The organism is Staphylococcus sp. acrmy (assembly GCF_022690565.1).
GTDB classification, from domain to species: domain Bacteria; phylum Bacillota; class Bacilli; order Staphylococcales; family Staphylococcaceae; genus Staphylococcus; species Staphylococcus caledonicus.
Window position 1 is genome coordinate 174444 of the sequence record NZ_JALCVE010000001.1, and the last position, 19717, is coordinate 194160.

Genomic DNA, 19717 nt, shown 5'->3' on the forward strand with positions numbered 1-19717 from the left:
TGATACGCTCCTAAAACTTCAAGATTTCATCATCTACTAGAATACTGAAACGCTACCCATAGCTAAACGTATAATGCCTATGATGGCAAGTACAATAATTAATGCAAAGAGTAGATAATCGACTTTTGATAGACGTCGCTTATTGTTGTGTTGTACGAAACTATAGACGAAGAGTCCTGGGATATAAAGCAACATCGTTAATAATAAGTAATCTATACCTGCTGCATAGACAAGCCAAATGGCATAGATAGAAGCAATAATACCAATTGTCCATTGCTTAACTGTAGCGTGTCCTCTATGTTCAATCGTATATTTCAATTGATAGAATGCGCTGAACATATACGGAATTAAGATGGCACTTGATGCGAGTGAGAATGCGAATTGATAGGCACTATCTGTGAACAACATACTCACTAGGAATAACTGTACTAAGATGTTTGTGATTAACAGTGCATTGACCGGTGCTTTGTTTTTATTTTCCTTCGCAAACCATTTAGGGAATAAACCATCTTTCGCTACGATGAATGGTAATTCGCCGGCAAGCAATGTCCAACCAAGCCACGCGCCTAATACAGAGATAATTAATCCAATATTAACAAGGACAGAACCCCAGTGGCCAACGATATGTTCTAATACTTGGGCCATTGATGGGCTTGCAAGTTTAGAAATATTCGCTTGTTGAATTACCCCTTGCGCTAATACAGTCATTAAGAAATAAATGATTAGTACTGACACTAAACCGATAACTGTCGCTGTTCCAACGTCTTTTTTCGTTTTCGCACGACCTGAGAAGACGACTGCGCCTTCAATACCAGTGAAGACCCATACGGTTACAAGCATTGTACTTTTAACTTGAGACATCGTATCGCCCCAGCTAAACACGCCCATGCCTTCACTTGTCATACCAAAGAAGCCAGATTTAAATGTATCGAAGTTGAAGACAACAATCATACAGATAATAACTAAAAAGATTGGAATCAATTTGGCTACTGTTACGATACTGTTGATAAAGGCTGCTGTTTCAACACCTCTAAGAATTAAGAAGTGCACGCCCCATAATAAGATAGAAGCCACGATAATACTTGGTAAGGTATTTCCACCTTTAAAGATTGGGAAGAAATTCCCGACTGCTGACATTAATAATGTCGCATAAGCTACGTTCCCAAGAAAGGCTGCAAACCAATAGCCCCAAGCACTTGAGAAACCAATAAAATCACCAAATCCTGCTTGCGCATAACTATAAATACCGCCTTCAAGATCCGGACGTTCGTTTGTTAAATTTTGGAAGACGAATGCGAGTGAAATCATACCAATGGCTGTGATAATCCAACCAATTGTAATTGCTAGACCACCTGCTGGTCCACCCATGTCGGAAATGATGTTGAACGCACCGCCACCAATCATAGATCCGATAACTAAACCAATGAGAGACATTTTACCTAATTTGTTTGTGTCTGTTTCATTATTCATATGTCATTTCCCCTTATAAGAAAGGTCTTGTTAGTTTACTTTTTAAAAAAAGGACTTGAAGCTCTACATATTTAATTGTCGCTTCAAGTCCACTCCTTGTGTCTTAGTAATAAATATGCAGTTGTAATGTAGTATTAATCCTTGGTCCTTACCTTTTCAAACTAGTCCTAAATTATCTAAATACTAAATGTCTTCTCTGAATAGTGGTTGGCTCATACATCTTGGGCCCCCACGTCCACGAACAAGCTCACTACCTGTAATTTCAATAACTTTAATACCTTTATCACGTAGTAATTGGTTAGATACGTAGTTACGGTCGTAAGTCACAACAACTCCTGGGCGAATACATAATGTATTTGAACCGTCATTCCATTGTTCACGTGCACCGTCGATAACATCGCCGTTACCAGTTGGGATAAAGTCGATTTTATCTACGCCTAATACTTCCGCAAGTGTTTCACGTAATTTACTTGAATGTGTGATTTTAATATCATCTTTCGCTTCATCGTACTCGATTGTGAAGATGTTCATGTTATTTTCTTCTTTAAAGATCACTGAGTGTACAGTGAATTTGTCGTAATCAATCATTGTAAATACGGTATCTAGATGCATAAATGTACGACTATTTGGAATTTCAATCGCCACTACTCTTTTGAATGTTGTTGTTTCATCATTGAAAATGTTACGAGCTAAACGTTCGATAGCTTGTGCTGATGTACGTTCAGAAATACCAATTGCTAACGTTTCTTTAGAAAGTACTAATTCGTCTCCACCTTCAATGTTGAAGCTTGAATCGCGGTCTAACCACACAGGCACATCGGCATCTTTGAAGCGAGGATGATGTTTTAAGATGTATGTGATAAATAGAGATTCTCTACGACGTGCTCTCCAATACATACGGTTAATTGTCATGCCTCTACCGACAGATGCTTGTGGGTCACGTGTGAAGTAAAGGTTAGGCATTGGGTCTAAATAGAATGGATAGCGATCATTCATATATTCAACTAAGTGTGTAGTTTCTAATTTAATTTCTTCTTTACGTACACCAGCCATCACTTTATCGATAAGTTCTTGATCTGATAAGTTTGAGAAGAATTTTTTGATTTCTTCTTCATGACCTAGCACTGTTTTTTTGGATTCTGCAAGAATATCATCGATAAATTGTTCACGTACTGCTTTGTCAGCAATAGCTTCTGCAGCAAGCTTTTCAAGATATACAACTTCAACACCTTCATCTTGAAGCGCTTGTGCGAATTTATCGTGTTCTTCTTGTGCTACTTTTAAATAAGGAATATCGTCAAATAATAACCCGCTTAAGTGATCTGGTACTAAGTTCTCTAATTCTTTACCAGGTCGTTTAAGTAATACTGTTTTGAGTTTACCGATTTCACTGTTTACTTGGATTGGTCCTTGAGTCATATTCATTTCCTCCTTTATTTCTTTACAACTAGAGTATAAAACGCTTTCAATTTTAAGTGTGCGATTAATTTCACATTATAAATGTGTGCTTCTTCATACTATTTGGTTATTCAATGCATTATTCTGAGTGAATATACGTTTTTATTAGTTATTCTTAAGTTATTATGTATATTTCATACATTATGATGTCGTCTTTTAACTAATAAAGTTCTTTTATACATCATTCTGCATTTATAATCATTCTCAATTTTTCTTTTTTATTTTGAAAATGATATTACTAGAGATACCCTATTGTGCGTATTTTATACATCTTACTAATTATGGCTACGTCACCATAACAATCAATCTAAATATACAATTTTACGTATATTTATAACCAAACAATTTATAATGTACATACTTCGCCATCTCTTCAGAGGAAGTGAGGACCAATAATGTATCATTACCTCCCACTGTTCCAAGGACTTCGTCTATATCCATTTGATCGATAAAGAAATTAATACATTGAGCAAATCCAGGAGAGGTTTTAATAATTAAATAGCTATTTTTTATCACAATATCTTGAATTTCTTCTTGATAATAATGTTCTAATTTAGTTTTGGCATCCATTTGATGTGTATTATCTAACTTTTTATAATATGCTTGATGGCCTGCTACGGGCATTTTAAATATTCTTAATTCCTTTAGATCTCGCCCAATCGTCGTGACACTATAGCGGATTCCAAAATGCATATCAATATAATCTGCGATATCTTCTTTTTTGTAAAAACGGTTTTGTTTTACAAGCATTGAGATAAGATCTAAACGTTTACTTTTCTTCATACTCTTAACTCCTCTACTCTATATATCTCTCTGAGGCTATGAATTGTTTATACTATATCTCTAACCTATCATTTTTCATAGTGAGTTGTATTGCGATTTCATGAATTCTACATATTCAACTTTGTCCTTTTCAAAAAACAAAAACTAAAATTGGGGCAAAGGTTTGTTATTTCTGATGTTATGTTAACCTATATATTGTAAACATTGAGGAGGGAATATATTTATGAGTAAGGATAATAAAACGACAATTAAGCTGATGTTAGCTTATCTAAGTTTTATTGTTGGGGCTGGTTTCACGACTGGTCAGGAATTATTACAATTCTTTGTAAACCATGGTAATTATGCCTATGTGGCAGCTATTATTACCGGGGTCATTGTGACGTTTGGGACACGTCAAATTTCAAAGGTAGGATATCGTTTAGATGCGGATACGTATGATATTTCGCTACATAAATTATTTGGAAAGGTCTTCGGCACGATTATTGACTACTTAATCGTCTTTTTCTTATTTGGTTTAACGGTCGTAATGATTGCCGGCGGAGGTTCTGCGCTTAAACAAGGTTTCAATTTACCTGTATGGGTAGGTTCATTGGCGATTGTGCTCTTATTGTTTGTAGTCTTATTACTTAATTTCAATCGTCTTATTGATTTCTTAGGCATCGTCACACCTTTCCTAGTTATCGCAGTCTTTATTATTGCAGGTTATAACATTATCAATCCTACTATTCCATTTGATGAAGTTTCACAACATATTCATCCATCTAAAACACAGTCACCTCATGCTTGGTGGTGGGATGCGATTTTATACGGTGGCATTATTATAGGTAATAGCTTTAGTTTCTTAACAATTATTGGTGGAGATTCAAGCAATCATAAAATAGCACGACGTGGCGCCTTTTACGGTGGTCTCGTGTTTAGTATTTTATTATTAATTATGATTGCTGGACTCTTAGCTAATATTAAAAATGCGAATTCTGTGGATATTCCAACGCTGTTATTAGCTAATGATATTCATCCATGGCTTGGTATTTTAATGTCAGCTGTAATGGTAGGCGTTATCTTTAATAGTTGTGTAGGTATGATTTATCCATTCCTTACACGTTTTTCAGAATTCCGTACGACGCGTTACTTCATTCTATTAATCGCATCATTAGCTTTAGCTTTCGCATTAAGCTTTGTAGGATTTGCCGATTTAATTAACTTCGTCTTTCCTATCGTCGGTTACATCGGTCTCTTCATCGTTGTAGCCCTATTAGTACGTTGGATTTACAACAAAACTACTTCTAAAAAATTAATGTAAAATTAAAAACTGAGACATTTTCACATCAATGTCTCAGTTTTTATATATAGTCTAATTATTTCATTGCTTTTTTAACTGTACTATAACCCATTACCACGCGGTCTACTTTACCTTTTTCAACATCAAACCAAACTGTCATACCATTTTGATTAGGTTGGTAATAGTATATTCCAGTTGTATTCTTTTTACCATTGTCAATTTTTTGTAAGTCCTTACCATAAACTTTATTCAATTGCGCTAATGATAAGTGACCTGTCACTTTCATATCTAATAGCGATGCTGTTTTACCGTTCTTAGCAACGTTTCTGAAATATTGATCATATTTTTTAACATTCTTATTAGAATCAGTATCTTTTAATTTAATACCGTTAAATGTAACACTTTCAGCTTTAACCGCATTTTTAAAGTTTTTGTCTAATACAAATGATACGTCTTGACCTGCATAACCTTTGTAATTGTAATATGCAGATGTTGTGTGAGTTGCAGCGTGTGCCGTAGCTGGTTGTTCTAATACACCTGTTGTTCCAATGCCGAATAATGTGCCCAACGCTAAAGTTGTGGTTACCACCGCTTTTGTTGATTTTCTCAAAATATTCGCCTTCTTTCTCTTTAACTATAAATATAATACTCTATTCCTTATACTTATACAATTTTTATTATCCGGAAAATTAACACTAAATTAATTTCAATTGTATCACATACTAAATTACGCGAAATTAAATTTCACAAATCGTTAAATAATATTTATATACAACTATGGTATACTATTCGTAGGAGTAACATCCCCATTAACTCCTTCACAAAAAGTTATATTATGTAATGACAATGGGCCATAAGTTTACTTCCCCTTTGTTAGACTTATGGCCCTATCTATTTTCTCATTCAAACTACTATATTATTTTCTTGCTTTATTCAACGTATTAATAAATGCCGTTGGTTTAACTTCATTGGCATAATCTTTCTGTAACTGTAATCTCGTTTTATATGTTGTTTTCTTCTTAGCCATTTTTTGTAGCATCAATGTTAAGTTTGAGTACTCATTTTCCAAAGCAATATTCTCAGGCGCCGTAAATAGTCTATTGTGGGCCACTTCATGATACGCAAAGATGACCATATTGTAATCGAAGTCACGATTTAGCTGACGATTAAACATTAATTTCATATTTCCCGGGACATTACCGTTGCAGTGTTCTTGTCATACTAGGATGCCTTTACCTACTTTGTCCATGCGATAAAGTGCGATAAATGGCATCGTAAGTGAATTAAAGAGTACTTCAAATTGTTAAAGGAGCTTTTCTATAGAAGGTAAATGATTATTAGGATCCTTACATTACGTAATTGAAGAAAGTATAGCTCAGCTCAGTTGAAGTCAAAGAACCAAAAATAATAAATATTATTTTGCCTTTTACATATAGGAGAAAATAAACTATAATAACTTTATACGAACGTATGTTCTCTATAAGGTTGAGGTGTATACAATGATAATTAATCCAGGTGCTCCGGACGAGTATAAATATGAAACCGATTATAGAAAAATACCAAGAGAATATTTAAATCCTAATATTCCAGAAGGTCGAAGAAATGTTAAATGGAGTCCGTTCGCTACCATACCTGAACAATTTGAAATTTTGAATAAAATTATTCAAAGTCAAAATGAAATAAAAAAACCTTCATTATCTGAAGATGCTTTAAGCCATTTAGATTATATTGTTCAACAAAAGCTTCAAACGGATGAACTCTGTTCTTTAGATTATTGGGAAGATGGTCACATTCAAAATTATACTGGCAATATTTTAAAGTTTGATCAATTAAGTAATTCCTTTACCTTTTGCGATGACAATGATCAAACATATCAATTATTAAAAGAGAACATTTGTAATATTACGTAGCATAAAAAGCATTAAATGTAGTACCTTCTAAATAATTATTACATCGCGATAACGATACATATAAAAATATCCCCTATAGTTTTACTCGTCAAAGTATTAACTATAAGGGATATATCAGACTAACTTTGTAAATGTGTTTCTCTATTGTTCAATTATTTACTAGTTGTGAAGCCTTCATAGCTTATATCTACTTCTACAACGTGATTGTCATTCATTACAAATGAAGTAGCTAGGCCGTCTTTAACAGGTTTATACACATAAATACCGCTTCCTTTAGCGTCACGGCTACCTTTAACTTTTTTCAAATCTTTGCCGTAAGCTTTTTTAAGTTGGTTGTATGTTAAATCACCTTTTACGATAAACTGTACTTTATGCGCTTTCTTACCATCTTTAGTTAGACCAGTAAATTTTTGGTTGTGTTTTTCTTTAACTTTTTCACTTTTTGTTGGTGCAAGTTTAACTCCACTAAATGTCACATTGTCATGTTTCACAGCTTTGATAAAGTTTTTATCTGTTAAGAATTTTGCGTCTTTATCAACGTAGCCATTGTAAGAATAGTGATATCCTTTTGTTTGTGTTGCAGCGTGCGCTGTATCTTGGAAAGGTAATACAGCTGTACTAGCTCCTAAAAGTGTTCCAAATGCTAAAGTTGTTGAAGCAATAGTTTTTACTACTTTATTCATGTTAGTCCTTCTTTCTATATTAGATTTGTACTTCACTTATATTATCTCACATTGCCTATAAACATTCACTGTACTTAAGATGTATTTATCATATATTTTAGTAAACAAAATTTAATATTATAAAATTGTGGAAATACTATCTATTTTATGAAGTTTTATTATAATAGGAGAAAGAAATGAATTAAGGACGGGGGACCACATCTTGAAAAAAGTATTAGCAGGTATAGTCATTTTACTACTTGTGGTAGCTTTAGGTTTTTCAATATTCTTTGCGGTAACTAGCACTAAAAGTTCAAATGTTAGCGATGATAATAAAACAGAAAAACATGATAAAAAAGATAAAAAGGAAAAGTCTACCGAAGGAACACAAGAAGAGAACGATGATACCGATAACGGTGAAAATGCGCAGTCAGAGCCTACATATAATAACTCAGTAAATACTCAACAAAACTATTCAACGCAACAACATAATAATGTAACAACTCAAACTCAAGAAACTAAAACTAAACAATCAACTACAGAAGGAAATAAAGCTAGTCATTCAAGACAAAATAGTTCAGAAAGTGCAACTTCAGAAAAACGTACTAAAGAAGCTACGACAACTCAACAACCAAGTACACAACAACCAGCGTCAACGCAACAACGTACACAACCAAAGAACTCAACTCAAAGCAGTACCTCAACAAATAAAAGTAGTTCAACTCAAAATGCTGGTAAGTCAGGTAACTCAAATAATAAAGACAATTAATACAAATAAGGCTAGGACAACTATATGATGAGTGTCCTAGCCTTATATTTGTGTTTTGATACTTGCTACATTTTCCAAAAATCTTAACTTAAGTGCTTATTCTGTGACGTTACTTTCATCTATGCGTTTAGAAATTTTACGCATGAGTGGATCTAGAATCGGTTTAATTAAGACACCGACTATAAAGAATCCTAGTCCGAATAATGCCAGGATAATCAATTTTGTGATTAAAATTTCTGGTACGATGCCTCCTACTGTTTCTCGTAAGGAATCAATAACGTAGGTGAACGGTAAGAACGGCGAGATTGTTTGGAAGAACTTAGGTGCTGTTACTACTGGGAATGTTCCACCGCCGCCTGCAATTTGCAATACTAATAGGATGATTGCGATAGCTTTCCCTGGATTACCTAGGAGTGATACCGATGTATAGACAATAGTATTGAAGATAATCGCTCCAAATAGCGCTACCAATACAAATAATAATGGAGATTCGACTTGCGCTTTCAAGATGAACAAGTCTCCTGTCGTCACGATGAGGGTTTGTATGATACCCATCATGACGAAGAATGCGCCCTTACCTAAATAAATCTGACGTCTCGTTAATTCGTCTTCAAGATGTTTGTGTTTGTTGTCGACTGATAACAGGCTGACTAATAATAATGCACCTACCCAGATAGATAGTGATGTATAGAATGGTGTCATTCCTGAACCGTAATCTTTTACTGGGAATACATTGGTTTGTTTTTTATGAATTGGATTTGCGATGACGTCGGCTTGTTTTTTCAAATCGTTTCTTAGTGTGTCAATCAGTTTATCCACTGTATCATCGTCATCTAATTTTTTGAAAATTTTATTAGCCTTGTCTAAATCTTTTTCAATACCTGGTAGGCGGTTCTCTGAAAAGTTAGCCAAGTTTGTTAACGCTTCTTTCGCACGTGGTTGATTCTCATCTAACAAATCTACTGCGTTATCATATTTACTAAATAGCGTTGGTAAATTAGCGTTTACCGTCGCAGTTGCGTTGGCTAATTGTTGTTCTAACCCTGGTAAGTCATTACGCACAAAGTCAGCTGCTTTCGCTACATCTTGTTTCACTGTTGGGAAGTATTGTTGTGCCGTTTGCATTGCTTCAATATACGTTTGTTCTAAAGCTGGCAATTCACTTTGTATCGTAGCGACACGGTTTTGACCTGTAGAAACAATATCTTGCCCTACTTGAATGACTTGATTAATAGTGTCGAGTTTAGATTGAACACGTGATAAGGTGTTTTGACCTTGATTCAATTGTTGAGTAATCTCGTTTGATACGACTAGTAATCGGTTGTTTAGATCTTTTTTGATGAACTCACGATAGTCGCTTAAGCCACTATTTAAATCTGGTAACGTACGTAATACATTGACCGCTTCAGATTTACCCGAACTACCATTTCCTAGTGCTTGAGTAAGTTGGTTAGTAGAACGTAATGTCTCATTAATACGTTGATTAGCGTGTTCAATTTCTTTGATTTGGGATGATAAATCTACATGTTCTTTGTTTTCTAATTCTTTTAAAATGTCTACGAGTTGCTGGTTGTATTTCGCATTATTTTCAAGACGGGAAGTAATATTACGCAACGTCTCATTAAACTCGGTTGGTCGATTAGAACCAAGCACGCCGTATGTACTATTCTTCAAGGCTTTGATATCGGATTGAGTCGCTTTAGCCTGAGTATCGGCGTTGCTAGATAGCGCTAAGAGTGCTTCCGCAAAGGCACTATTCATCGATTTAACATCATTGTCAGACACAATTTGTTTATCATTAACGGCGTCATTACTACTATCTGTGCTTAACGGCGTCACAACATACTTAGGCATGCTTGCAGTACTTTGTTGGCGTAACACATTATTGGCTTGGCCGTTGACTTCTTGCGCCCGGTTAGCGGCTTCTTGATAGTCTCCAACACGTTGTTGGGCCTGTGTAAGATAACCCTGTGCATCGTTCAAGCGCGTATCCGCTAAATCTAAGCCTTCGCTAGCAATATCTACGCCTCTGTTTAGCTTAGGAAACTGTGCCGGGATATCGTTTGAAGCTACATCAAGTAACTTTTCAACCTTAGGCATATAAGCATCTAAAGCAAGAATAAGCTTAGCTTTTTCATTTAATGATGGTATCGCCGCGTTGACGTCATTGAGTTTCTGTTGGGCGTCTAAAATATCGCCTTTATAGTTACCAAGCGCGCGGAATTTATTCGCGTATTCATCTAACTGGTCTTGATGCTCATTAAGATAGACGATGCGATCGGCTATTTTATTAATCTTCGGCAATGAATTATGCGCGGCATAGACAGCGTTTTTAATTTTATTAATCGTTGGCACTTCATCTTCTATTTGTAGCCCTACTTTATTGGCTTCTTGAAGTAACGTTTTAGTGACGGTTTCATTGAATTGTTTATTCGCCTCGTCGACGATAACCGTTGAACCCGTATCTGTCATTTTTGGTGCGACGGCATTGATTTTTTGATTTACTTTATATTCAATGTCGGCTTGTTGTGGTTTCTTACGTAGTGTACCGGTAATGTGGTGCGAAAATGATTTAGGTATGTATATACCGGCATAGTATTTTCCCATTTTAATTTCGTGGTCTGCCTTTTCACGGCTAACGAATTGCCAATCAAATTTATCATTCTTTTTCAAATTATCTTCTAGGGTGTTCCCGACGTTAATCTTTCTACCTCGAACTTTATCCCCTTGGTCTTCGTTTACTACTGCGACTTTAATATGTCCTGTATTACTATAAGGATCCCACATCGCCCATAAGTTGAACCATGCGTAGAATGACGGCAAAATAGCTAACCCTGCGAGAATAATCCAGACGGCAGGCGTTTTGGCGACGCGTTTTAAGTCCGTTTTAAATAATTTTAGTGCATTTTTCATTTCCACACTCCTAAAAAGGAAATATTAAGATTTTATATTAAAAATGTTTTTGGCATTGTTTTTTACTTTGTAGAGTTAGTATAATATTTTTATTAAGTAAAATAACCATTAGTTGATATGTATCAACTATATAAATTACAATAAGCATTATACCAAATTATTAACTGTTCGCATACCACCACATTACATTGGTTAGGAGGATTACATTATCAATGTCCAAGCACAAATTAATGCTTTATTTTTTAACAACTACCCTGGTGTTGCCACCATTTTCAATAAATATCGCGCAAGCAAAAGAGAACTCAAACGAAGAAACAACATCTGACGCGCCTACTAAACAGAATCGTGAAACATCTGAGGCTAAGACAGATGAGACAGTGAAATCTACTGACAATCACGAACATAGTGATGCTCATTCAAATGAAAAATCTAAAGAAGATACCCAAAGCGCTGAAACTCAAGATGACGAGGCAACATCCACTAAGAAGTACACGCCACGCTCATCTAAGGAACATAAAGCGCCGGCTAAAGACGAGAAAGAGACGTCACATCAACAGAACACGTATCATACTCCTTTATCCCCTGTCTTCGATATTAGCGATTTCAACGGGGAACCGGTATCTAAATTTTTAGATCCTAATCAGTATGAAGATGGTTTCAGTCTTACTAATTTAATCGCATCTTTATTCAATTTCGATAGTGATATTTCAGATTATGAACAACCAGCCACTTCTTCTGAAAATGAAGCATCCAACACCAATAACAATGATGAACGTTCTACTCAAAATAGTACAATCAACAAAGACGACACAGCTGAGAAACCAAGCAGCGAACCAGCTTCAACTGAAGACTCAACTGTTTCTAAACAAGAAAATAAAGCGTCAAACCCAAATACTAGTAGCGATGATGCGAGTGTAAGCGAAGCCTTAGATGCTATTGATGATTTAGCATCCGAGACTACTGAGGATAAAGACGCCGATAATACAGATACTGACAGTCAGGCATCACATAAACGTTCTTCTTCTGAAAGCAATGAAGCCTCGACAGAAGATAGCGATACTAACTCAAGTTCTCATGCTAAAAGTGATAGTTTGTCAGATGCAGCCATAGACTCAATTCTTGATAAATATAGTGAAGATGCGACTGAAACACATCAAGATTATGAAAAGGCGCAAGACAATGGGTCATCAACTCAAGCTAAAGAGAAAGAGCATAAAGCTAAGGATATGGACAATCAAGCGTCATCAACGACAAATCCTCAATTGCCAACTAAAAAAGAACTTGAACATAAAAGTGAACCAGCACAATCCTTTGAACAAGACATTAAACAAAGTAACACGCGTTCAACAAGCCTGTTCCAAACCTTACCACGCCTTGATGGTAATAGCGTAAGCGACGATGATATCGCGGTTGTTGAGAATAAAGATACACGCGAGTTCATTAAATCAATTGCTAAAGATGCACATGATTTAGGACAGAAGAAAGACATTTATGCTTCTGTTATGATAGCTCAAGCTATTTTAGAATCGAGTTCTGGCAATAGTGCATTAGCTCAAGCACCAAATTATAATTTATTTGGTATTAAAGGTAGTTATAAAGGACAAGCTGTGAATTTCAATACACTTGAAGCCGATCAGGATCATTCTATGTTCAGTATTAGTGCTCATTTTCGAAAATATCCTAACCTTAAAGCATCATTAGAAGATTACGCCGAGTTGATTAAACATGGTATCGATGGTAATCCAACGATTTACAAGCCGACTTGGAAGAGTGAAGCTGCAACCTATCAAGCGGCTACACGTCAGTTGAGTCGTACGTACGCGACAGACCCTCGCTATGCGACAAAGTTAAATCAATTGATTAAGCACTATGATTTAACTGCATTTGATAAGAAAAAAATGCCTAATTTAAACCGTTATGCTAAGGCGACTTCGAATGGTACAGACGTGTCAGGTGGCGACTTTAAGCCATTTAGTATCACGGATAGTTCATCACCATATCCACAAGGTCAATGCACGTGGTATGTTTATGAACGTACACAACAGTTTGGCAAACATGTCGGTCGTGGTTGGGGCGATGCGCATAACTGGGATAATCGCGCTGAAGATGATGGTTATAACGTGACTCAAACACCGAAAGCACATACCGCTGTAGTCTTCGAAGCAGGACAAGCCGGTGCCCATGAAATGTACGGTCATGTTGCTTTTGTTGAAAAGGTAAATGATGACGGTTCAATCATCATCTCTGAATCCAACGTCAAAGGTCTAGGCATCGTGTCTTACCGCTCAATTGATTCAGATATAGCTCAAGAATTACATTATATTGAACCTAAATAATATACATGAAAATAAGACTGCAACATTTACGAAAAATGTTGCAGTCTTTTCTTATAGATGTAATTAATTGAGATACATAGGTACTAAAACTCATTTTCAACTTTAATTAGTATTGCCGAGGCCGGGACAATAAAATCTGTCACCGCTCCTCATTATGAATAAATTAAAACTTGCGTGATTAACATACCGCCACCAAAGACGAGCACGAAGACGACGATAGGCCATACGAATTTCAACCAATGTGAATATTTCATATCCAACATTTGTAACGTCGCCATAATTAAGCCAGTTGGAGCTAAGAATAGCATCGCATATTGACCGAATTGGTAAGCCGTTACAATAACGAATCTTGGAATACCTACCGTATCAGCAAGTGGCGCAAAGATTGGCATTGATAGTACGGCCAAACCTGATGATGACGGAATAATAAAGCCTAGGAAGAAGAAGATAATTAATAAGATAATAATAAAGATTGGACCACTTACACCTTGTACGAGTGATGATGAGAAGTTCAAGATGGTATCTGAAATAAGTCCATCATTCATAATCATATTAATTCCACGCGCTAAACCAATGATAAGTGATACCCCTACTAGGCTTGAAGCTCCATTCACGAAGGCATCTACTACTGCTTTTTCACCAATACCATTCTTACCTAGTGCGACAATCAACATAATGACGATTGTGAAGGCTAAGAACATTGAAGCCATGACTGGGAACCACCAGCCTTGAGTCATAACACCCCACACCATAATTGGAAATGGTAAGACGAATAGAAGTAGAATAATCTTTTTCTGTAAGGTAAATGGACTTTCTTCGCCATTATTATTAATAACAGACCATTGATTTTCAAATTTATCTTTATCTTCAATTGTATAAGATGCATTGGGATCTTTTTTAATACGTTTAGCATACCAATATAGGTATCCAACAGTGAAGATAGTTGCGATGACTAACCCGGCAATTCTCCAATACAATCCATCAACAAACGTTGTCCCTGCTGCATTAGAAGCAATAACTACTGAGAAAGGATTGACTGTTGAAAATGTACTACCGACCGAACTTGCAAGGAAGATAGAACCTACACAAATAATTGAATCATAGCCCATCGCAATGAAGATAGGCACCAGCACGGGATAGAATGCGACGGCTTCTTCTTCAATACCGCAAAGCGTACCCCCTAACACCATTAAGACTGATACTAGAAAGACTAGTAAAAATTCATGACCTTTTGTCTTTTTAGTTAGTGCTAGTAGTCCAGATTCAAATGAACCACTCGTTTGTACTACACCAATCAAACCTCCGAGTACTAAAATGAAGACCATGACATCGACCGCTTCAATCGTACCGTTCACCATACTTGATGTAATTTGATCAGGCCCAGCTGGGTTTTGTTCTAAACGCTCATATGTATCTGGGATAGAAATAGGTTTATTAATCGCACCTGACTTAAATTGGTCGACATCGATTTTAACACCTAGTTTATCTAATTGTTCTTGCGTCCCAGGTACAGTTTTTGAATGTTGATGCGCATCCACAATTTTAAATTCTTGCGCCCCTGAATCATACGATAACTTTGAATACGTTCCGGCAGGAATTAACCATGTAGCAATGACAGCAACGATGGTCAAAATGAATAAAATTGTAAATGCACCAGGCATTTTAAAATTGAATCGTTTTTTACGACCTGTCACAGCTGTGTTAGAAATTTCTTCAGAATATGCCATATATTTCATCTCCTTTTTCTATTTTTGAAAATATATCACGCATTTAAAATGCATAAATTCTGGGTAGTTGTTTATAGCTAACATTTGCTACTATTTTATTTATCATTACTAGTGTATGTCTAATGTGGTTTACATTCAATATCAATACAAAATAAAGTATAAATATTCTGAAGGAAATTATAAACTTTTCACATAAATTTAAGAATCATTGAGAGAAATTTCACTTCTTATTTTGTGTTTTTTATGTAATCGGTTACCTAATTATAAGCGCCCTTTTCAATAAGAAAAAAGTAGATAATCGAGTGATGCATACTCGACAATTATCTACTTCTTAATTGTATTATTTAATTATTTGAATGATGACGGCGTTTGCGATGTCCTATCCAAATAAATGTGCCGCCAATCAATACTAGAATTGTCGCAATAGGTAACGCTGATTTCTTAACTAGTTCACCTGTAGCTGGTAATGAAAGATTACCATCGTCATCAAATAGTCCATTCAACAAACCACCATCACTATCTAAATTTCCAAGTGACAGCCCTTGTACAGGATCAGGAATATCTGGAATGTTATCTAATAAACTATCACCTGAATTTAGACCGCCTAGTAGACTACCTCCAGTAAGATTGCTTAATAAATCTGAACCTTGAGGTAAAGTGGTTGATTGGTGTGAGTTACCTGAGATACGGTCCATCAATGACGGGCGTTGTGTGATTGGCGCTAAGATATAATCTAAGTTATTTTTAGCTTGGCCTAAGCGTTGTTGAAGACCTAGTAAATCATTCGCTTTACCATTTAATGTGTTTTTCACTAACGCTAACATGTCTGCTTTTCCAGTTTGTGCTTGCATAATAATATCAGCAAGCGCATGTGCTTTGGCTTGATTTAATTTGGTTGCTAATAAAGTTTCTATCGTATGTTTAGGATTAGATGAATGTTCTAATACATCTTTTAAAATATCATCTGTCGTCATTGAGGCATGCATTTTATATTCATCTTTTAAGCGATTGACCAACTCAGAATTTGATAAATTTTCATTAGCTAAACGTTGCGCTATGCCAGTTGCTTCGCCGTTACCTAATCTCGTAGACAATAATGTTTTTAAGAGCTTTTCTTTATCCGATGTCTGGTCAAACATTGATGTTAAGATGTCGTCACCTGTGGTAGTTGTCAATCCGTCTAACCGTTGCATCAGTTGATCAGTGATTTGTTTATCAGACATGCCTTTAGTATTCATGTCTTTTAAGATGTGTTGCGCTTCATTTTTACTGAAAATGTCCCCAACTATATCTGCCACAGCGGCTTGCTTATTTGAAGTGTGATTTAAGCGATCAAGCATAGCCTCGCGATTGCTTTTTACGTTATTGCGAACAGTCGTGATATCTTCTTCAATATGATGTTTCTGTGTTGAAGATAAGTCTTGGTTCTCATTCACGTGTTGACGCAAGTGTCTTAGTTGTTCAAGTTTACGGTCAGTATAACGTTGCGTTGCTTCATTAGATTTGTCTTCAATTTCAGTAATCGCTTGGTCGATTTTTTCAGGTGCTGTCAATTTATCTTGAAGAGGGTCTTTATGTTGAATAGCACTTGTCTCTTTTTGTTGAGATTGAGTTGATTTATTAGCTTTGTCCAAGCTATTCAACACACTTTCAGTAGAATGGTGGCTATCCGCTTCTTCTACTTTATCTTTAATAGAAGTTTTTGGTTCAGAACTTGCTTTCTCTTCAATGGTAGATGTAGCTGTGCTTTGCTTATCCTGGTCAACTTCGTCTTTTAGATTCTCTAATTCGTCTAACACAGAAGTTGCGTCATCCTTATTCAAGCGAGAACCTTCACTAGCCTCAGTAGTTGATTGTTCTTTTGAAATCTCAGCCGTAGCATTCGAATCTTCTTCAGATGTTGTGGCGTTATTTCGTTGACGGGTATCAACCTTTTCAGAAAAAGCATTCAAATCTTTTATCATTTCATCTAATTTGGTAGAAGTTGCTTGGTCATTATTCAAGTCTGTATTCTTATTGTTAGATGAATGTTCGACGCTATGATTTGTTGTTTCTTGAGCAGATAAACGGTTTTCTTCCTTAGCATCTGTAACGATGTGCTTAATTTCATCCTGACTTTGTGCATCTTCAATATCCTCTTGATAACTGCGCAGTTCAGTAGCGTTTAAATTATATAGTCGGTTAATTTCTGCTTTTGCCTTAGCCATCGCTTTATCTAATTCACGTTGAACAGATGTTACATGTTCTGAAACATCGGTATTGTTTTCTTTCGTTTGCGCAAAAGCATCTTTTGTAAATCCATAACCTACTAGTGATCCACTTAATAATACCGCTGAACATGACGCTTTGACGTATAAGTTTAATTTAGACATTCGCGTATTATCTTTCAATCATGTCACCCTTTTTGATTAATATTCGCTTACATTATATAACATTTATTGTAAAACTTATACGCTTTATCTTTGAAAATTAAGAACCTATACGCCACTTGAGAACATACTAATACTTATAGTTTTAGACGCTTACAATTTACTTTTTTAATATCTGTTACATTTACCGAATATTGATATTGATTTGTTAAGTCTATAAGTGATAAATATTTGTCATGCCCTGCGCCTGTGTCGATGTCTAAGATGTTTTTCTTCCTATATAATTCATCATTTTTTAAACCAAGTCGATAGTTTGGTACATGTCCATGTATTAAAAGCTTATTTTTAGGCACATTAGTATTCAATTCATGGTTATAATGACCAGTAGTATATTCTTTAATTTGTTTACTTAAAGGTTTACTCGTATCTATCCCAGCATGCGCAAAAATATAATCGCCTATAACTTCTACAGTAGATAATTCTCTTAAAAATGTATGCCAATGTTTAACCTTCTTATCTTTACTTTCTAACCAACGCATCTCATGGTTACCTGCTAAAGCTAGTGCGCCTTTACGTTTTAATCTCTTTACCAGTTTTAACGTTCCAAATGAATCAGGCCCATTATTCACGTAATCTCCTACTAATATCAGTTGATCTTTTCTAGCATTATATTTCGCCTTTTTCAAAAGCGTAATAAGCGCTTTCCGATAACCATGAATATCAGAAACCACTAGTAGCCTGTCCTTCATTTCACTCTCTCCTAACTTTTAGTTATCACTTACCTCTTATGTAAAAAAACACTCATTAACTAACTCTAAACAAAATATTAACGTCTCCTCAACCTTTTCTATTTATGATAAGGATAGTATAGACAAATTTAATTTTTGGGGAATCAATTTATGAATACAAAGCAAATGCTTATTTTTAAACACTTTGTAGAAATACAAAACGAAAACGCAGTTGCCGATAAACTTGGCATTACGCAACCAACTGTAACGTTTCATCTTAAAAACTTAAACAAAGAATTTGGATTGTCCTTATATTTTAAAAAAGGCAAACATTTTAACCTCACAGAAGCCGGGGAACTGTTATATCATAACACCAACAAGGTTTTAAACCTTATGGAAGAAACGACAGATATGATGGAAGAGTTTAAACAATCCAAACGTGGCACTCTAAGAATCGGTGCTTCTCATGCGCCGATTTATAGCATCCTACCCTCAGCCTTTAAAAACTACATGCATGAACATCCAAATATCGATATTGACTTAACCGTTGAGACTGCGCCTATAATTATTGAAAAAGTTAAAAACAGAAAGATAGATATCGCTATTATTTCTGAAAAAGGATTTAATGAAGATGAAATTCAGACTAAAAGGTTACAAGAAAATCCTTTAGTACTCGCAATGGACAAACGTCATCCCTTAGCCCAACAAGACAAAATCTCTTTAGATGATCTACAAGACTATCGCTTTATCATACATAATAGTGGCTCTACTCGAGAAAGTATAGATGAATGGCGAAAAAATAACTTTGTTAATTTAGATGTTCACATGGAATCAAATAGTATTAGTAGTATTTTAACTACGATTAAAGATTCAAATTATTTAACTTTAGTTAGTGCTAGCGTGTTATATCATCATCCAAATATTATTGCTAAGGCGCTACCTCATGCGCCATCAGCCGGTCATATATCATTATTATATCGTAACGACAGACATCTAACACCTATCATTGATGGCTTTATCACCCTGATTGATACACATACGTATTATTAATTTCATTTCATATAGCGACGAAATTGAGTCACGGATACAAGTTATTCATTTCTCAATCTCCTCGCTTTTCAATTTCGTCAAACTACCGCAATATCCCTTTTATTATCATAAAACTCTTTCTAAATCTTCCTTATAAACATCCTGTAAGTTTAATTTTTAAATTAACTTTATAAAATATTAATATTCTATAAAGTTAATTAATAAATCATCGATAAAAATATAACAATTTTACAATATATTAATATAACTCTATAAAAATAGTT

Annotated in this window: 15 protein-coding genes; 5 read left to right on the forward strand and 10 right to left on the reverse strand. The window is 35.3% G+C overall.

Features of this window, described 5'->3' with window-relative positions:
- Nucleotides 1–36: 36 nt before the first annotated feature.
- The 3 genes from arcD to FH144_RS00860 form a co-directional block, all read right to left on the reverse strand.
- Nucleotides 37–1470, reverse strand: coding sequence for an arginine-ornithine antiporter (arcD, locus tag FH144_RS00850; RefSeq protein WP_107506980.1), 1434 nt, complete (start codon nucleotides 1468–1470; stop codon nucleotides 37–39).
- Between the two features lie 183 nt (nucleotides 1471–1653).
- Nucleotides 1654–2889: an arginine deiminase gene (gene arcA / locus FH144_RS00855; protein ID WP_242313268.1), complete on the reverse strand. Its 1236-nt coding sequence runs from the start codon at nucleotides 2887–2889 to the stop codon at nucleotides 1654–1656.
- A gap of 360 nt (nucleotides 2890–3249) precedes the next feature.
- Nucleotides 3250–3711 carry an arginine repressor gene (locus FH144_RS00860; protein ID WP_107506978.1) on the reverse strand — a complete coding sequence of 154 codons (462 nt, stop codon included), beginning with the start codon at nucleotides 3709–3711 and terminating at the stop codon, nucleotides 3250–3252.
- Nucleotides 3712–3934: 223 nt separating this feature from the next.
- Between FH144_RS00860 and FH144_RS00865 the strand changes: the two genes are divergently transcribed.
- Nucleotides 3935–5011, forward strand: a complete 1077-nt coding sequence (locus tag FH144_RS00865) for a YkvI family membrane protein (protein WP_242313280.1) — start codon at nucleotides 3935–3937, stop codon at nucleotides 5009–5011.
- A gap of 55 nt (nucleotides 5012–5066) precedes the next feature.
- On the opposite strand, the gene isaB (FH144_RS00870) is transcribed toward FH144_RS00865, so the two are convergent.
- Complete coding sequence (isaB, locus tag FH144_RS00870; RefSeq protein WP_107506976.1) at nucleotides 5067–5600, reverse strand: immunodominant staphylococcal antigen IsaB family protein; 534 nt, start codon at nucleotides 5598–5600, stop codon at nucleotides 5067–5069.
- Nucleotides 5601–5906: 306 nt separating this feature from the next.
- Nucleotides 5907–6173 (reverse strand): hypothetical protein, encoded by a 267-nt coding sequence (locus FH144_RS00875; protein WP_242313285.1) that lies wholly within the window; start codon nucleotides 6171–6173, stop codon nucleotides 5907–5909.
- A 316-nt stretch (nucleotides 6174–6489) separates the two neighbouring features.
- Here FH144_RS00875 and FH144_RS00880 point away from each other — a divergent pair, with 316 nt between their 5' ends.
- Nucleotides 6490–6900: a YolD-like family protein gene (locus FH144_RS00880; protein WP_242313286.1), complete on the forward strand. Its 411-nt coding sequence runs from the start codon at nucleotides 6490–6492 to the stop codon at nucleotides 6898–6900.
- A gap of 152 nt (nucleotides 6901–7052) precedes the next feature.
- Here FH144_RS00880 and isaB (FH144_RS00885) read toward each other — a convergent pair whose 3' ends face one another.
- Nucleotides 7053–7583, reverse strand: coding sequence for an immunodominant staphylococcal antigen IsaB family protein (isaB, locus tag FH144_RS00885; RefSeq protein ID WP_107507300.1), 531 nt, complete (start codon nucleotides 7581–7583; stop codon nucleotides 7053–7055).
- A 202-nt stretch (nucleotides 7584–7785) separates the two neighbouring features.
- Between isaB (FH144_RS00885) and FH144_RS00890 the strand changes: the two genes are divergently transcribed.
- The gene (locus FH144_RS00890) at nucleotides 7786–8331 is read left to right on the forward strand and encodes a hypothetical protein (protein ID WP_242313287.1); all 546 of its coding nucleotides are present in this window, start codon (nucleotides 7786–7788) and stop codon (nucleotides 8329–8331) included.
- Between the two features lie 96 nt (nucleotides 8332–8427).
- Here FH144_RS00890 and FH144_RS00895 read toward each other — a convergent pair whose 3' ends face one another.
- Nucleotides 8428–11244 (reverse strand): YhgE/Pip domain-containing protein, encoded by a 2817-nt coding sequence (locus tag FH144_RS00895; protein WP_242313288.1) that lies wholly within the window; start codon nucleotides 11242–11244, stop codon nucleotides 8428–8430.
- Between the two features lie 212 nt (nucleotides 11245–11456).
- Here FH144_RS00895 and FH144_RS00900 point away from each other — a divergent pair, with 212 nt between their 5' ends.
- Nucleotides 11457–13580 (forward strand): amidase domain-containing protein, encoded by a 2124-nt coding sequence (locus FH144_RS00900; RefSeq protein ID WP_242313289.1) that lies wholly within the window; start codon nucleotides 11457–11459, stop codon nucleotides 13578–13580.
- Nucleotides 13581–13732: 152 nt separating this feature from the next.
- Here the strand turns inward: FH144_RS00900 and FH144_RS00905 are convergent, their stop codons facing one another.
- The 3 genes from FH144_RS00905 to FH144_RS00915 form a co-directional block, all read right to left on the reverse strand.
- Nucleotides 13733–15307 carry a YfcC family protein gene (locus FH144_RS00905; protein ID WP_242313290.1) on the reverse strand — a complete coding sequence of 525 codons (1575 nt, stop codon included), beginning with the start codon at nucleotides 15305–15307 and terminating at the stop codon, nucleotides 13733–13735.
- A 344-nt stretch (nucleotides 15308–15651) separates the two neighbouring features.
- Nucleotides 15652–17679: a PspC-like choline-binding domain-containing protein gene (locus tag FH144_RS00910; RefSeq protein ID WP_242313291.1), complete on the reverse strand. Its 2028-nt coding sequence runs from the start codon at nucleotides 17677–17679 to the stop codon at nucleotides 15652–15654.
- A 134-nt stretch (nucleotides 17680–17813) separates the two neighbouring features.
- The gene (locus tag FH144_RS00915) at nucleotides 17814–18425 is read right to left on the reverse strand and encodes a metallophosphoesterase (protein WP_242313292.1); all 612 of its coding nucleotides are present in this window, start codon (nucleotides 18423–18425) and stop codon (nucleotides 17814–17816) included.
- 150 nt (nucleotides 18426–18575) lie between these two features.
- On the opposite strand from FH144_RS00915, the gene FH144_RS00920 reads away from it, so the two are divergent.
- Nucleotides 18576–19454 (forward strand): LysR family transcriptional regulator, encoded by an 879-nt coding sequence (locus FH144_RS00920; protein ID WP_242313293.1) that lies wholly within the window; start codon nucleotides 18576–18578, stop codon nucleotides 19452–19454.
- The last annotated feature ends 263 nt before the right edge of the window (nucleotides 19455–19717 follow it).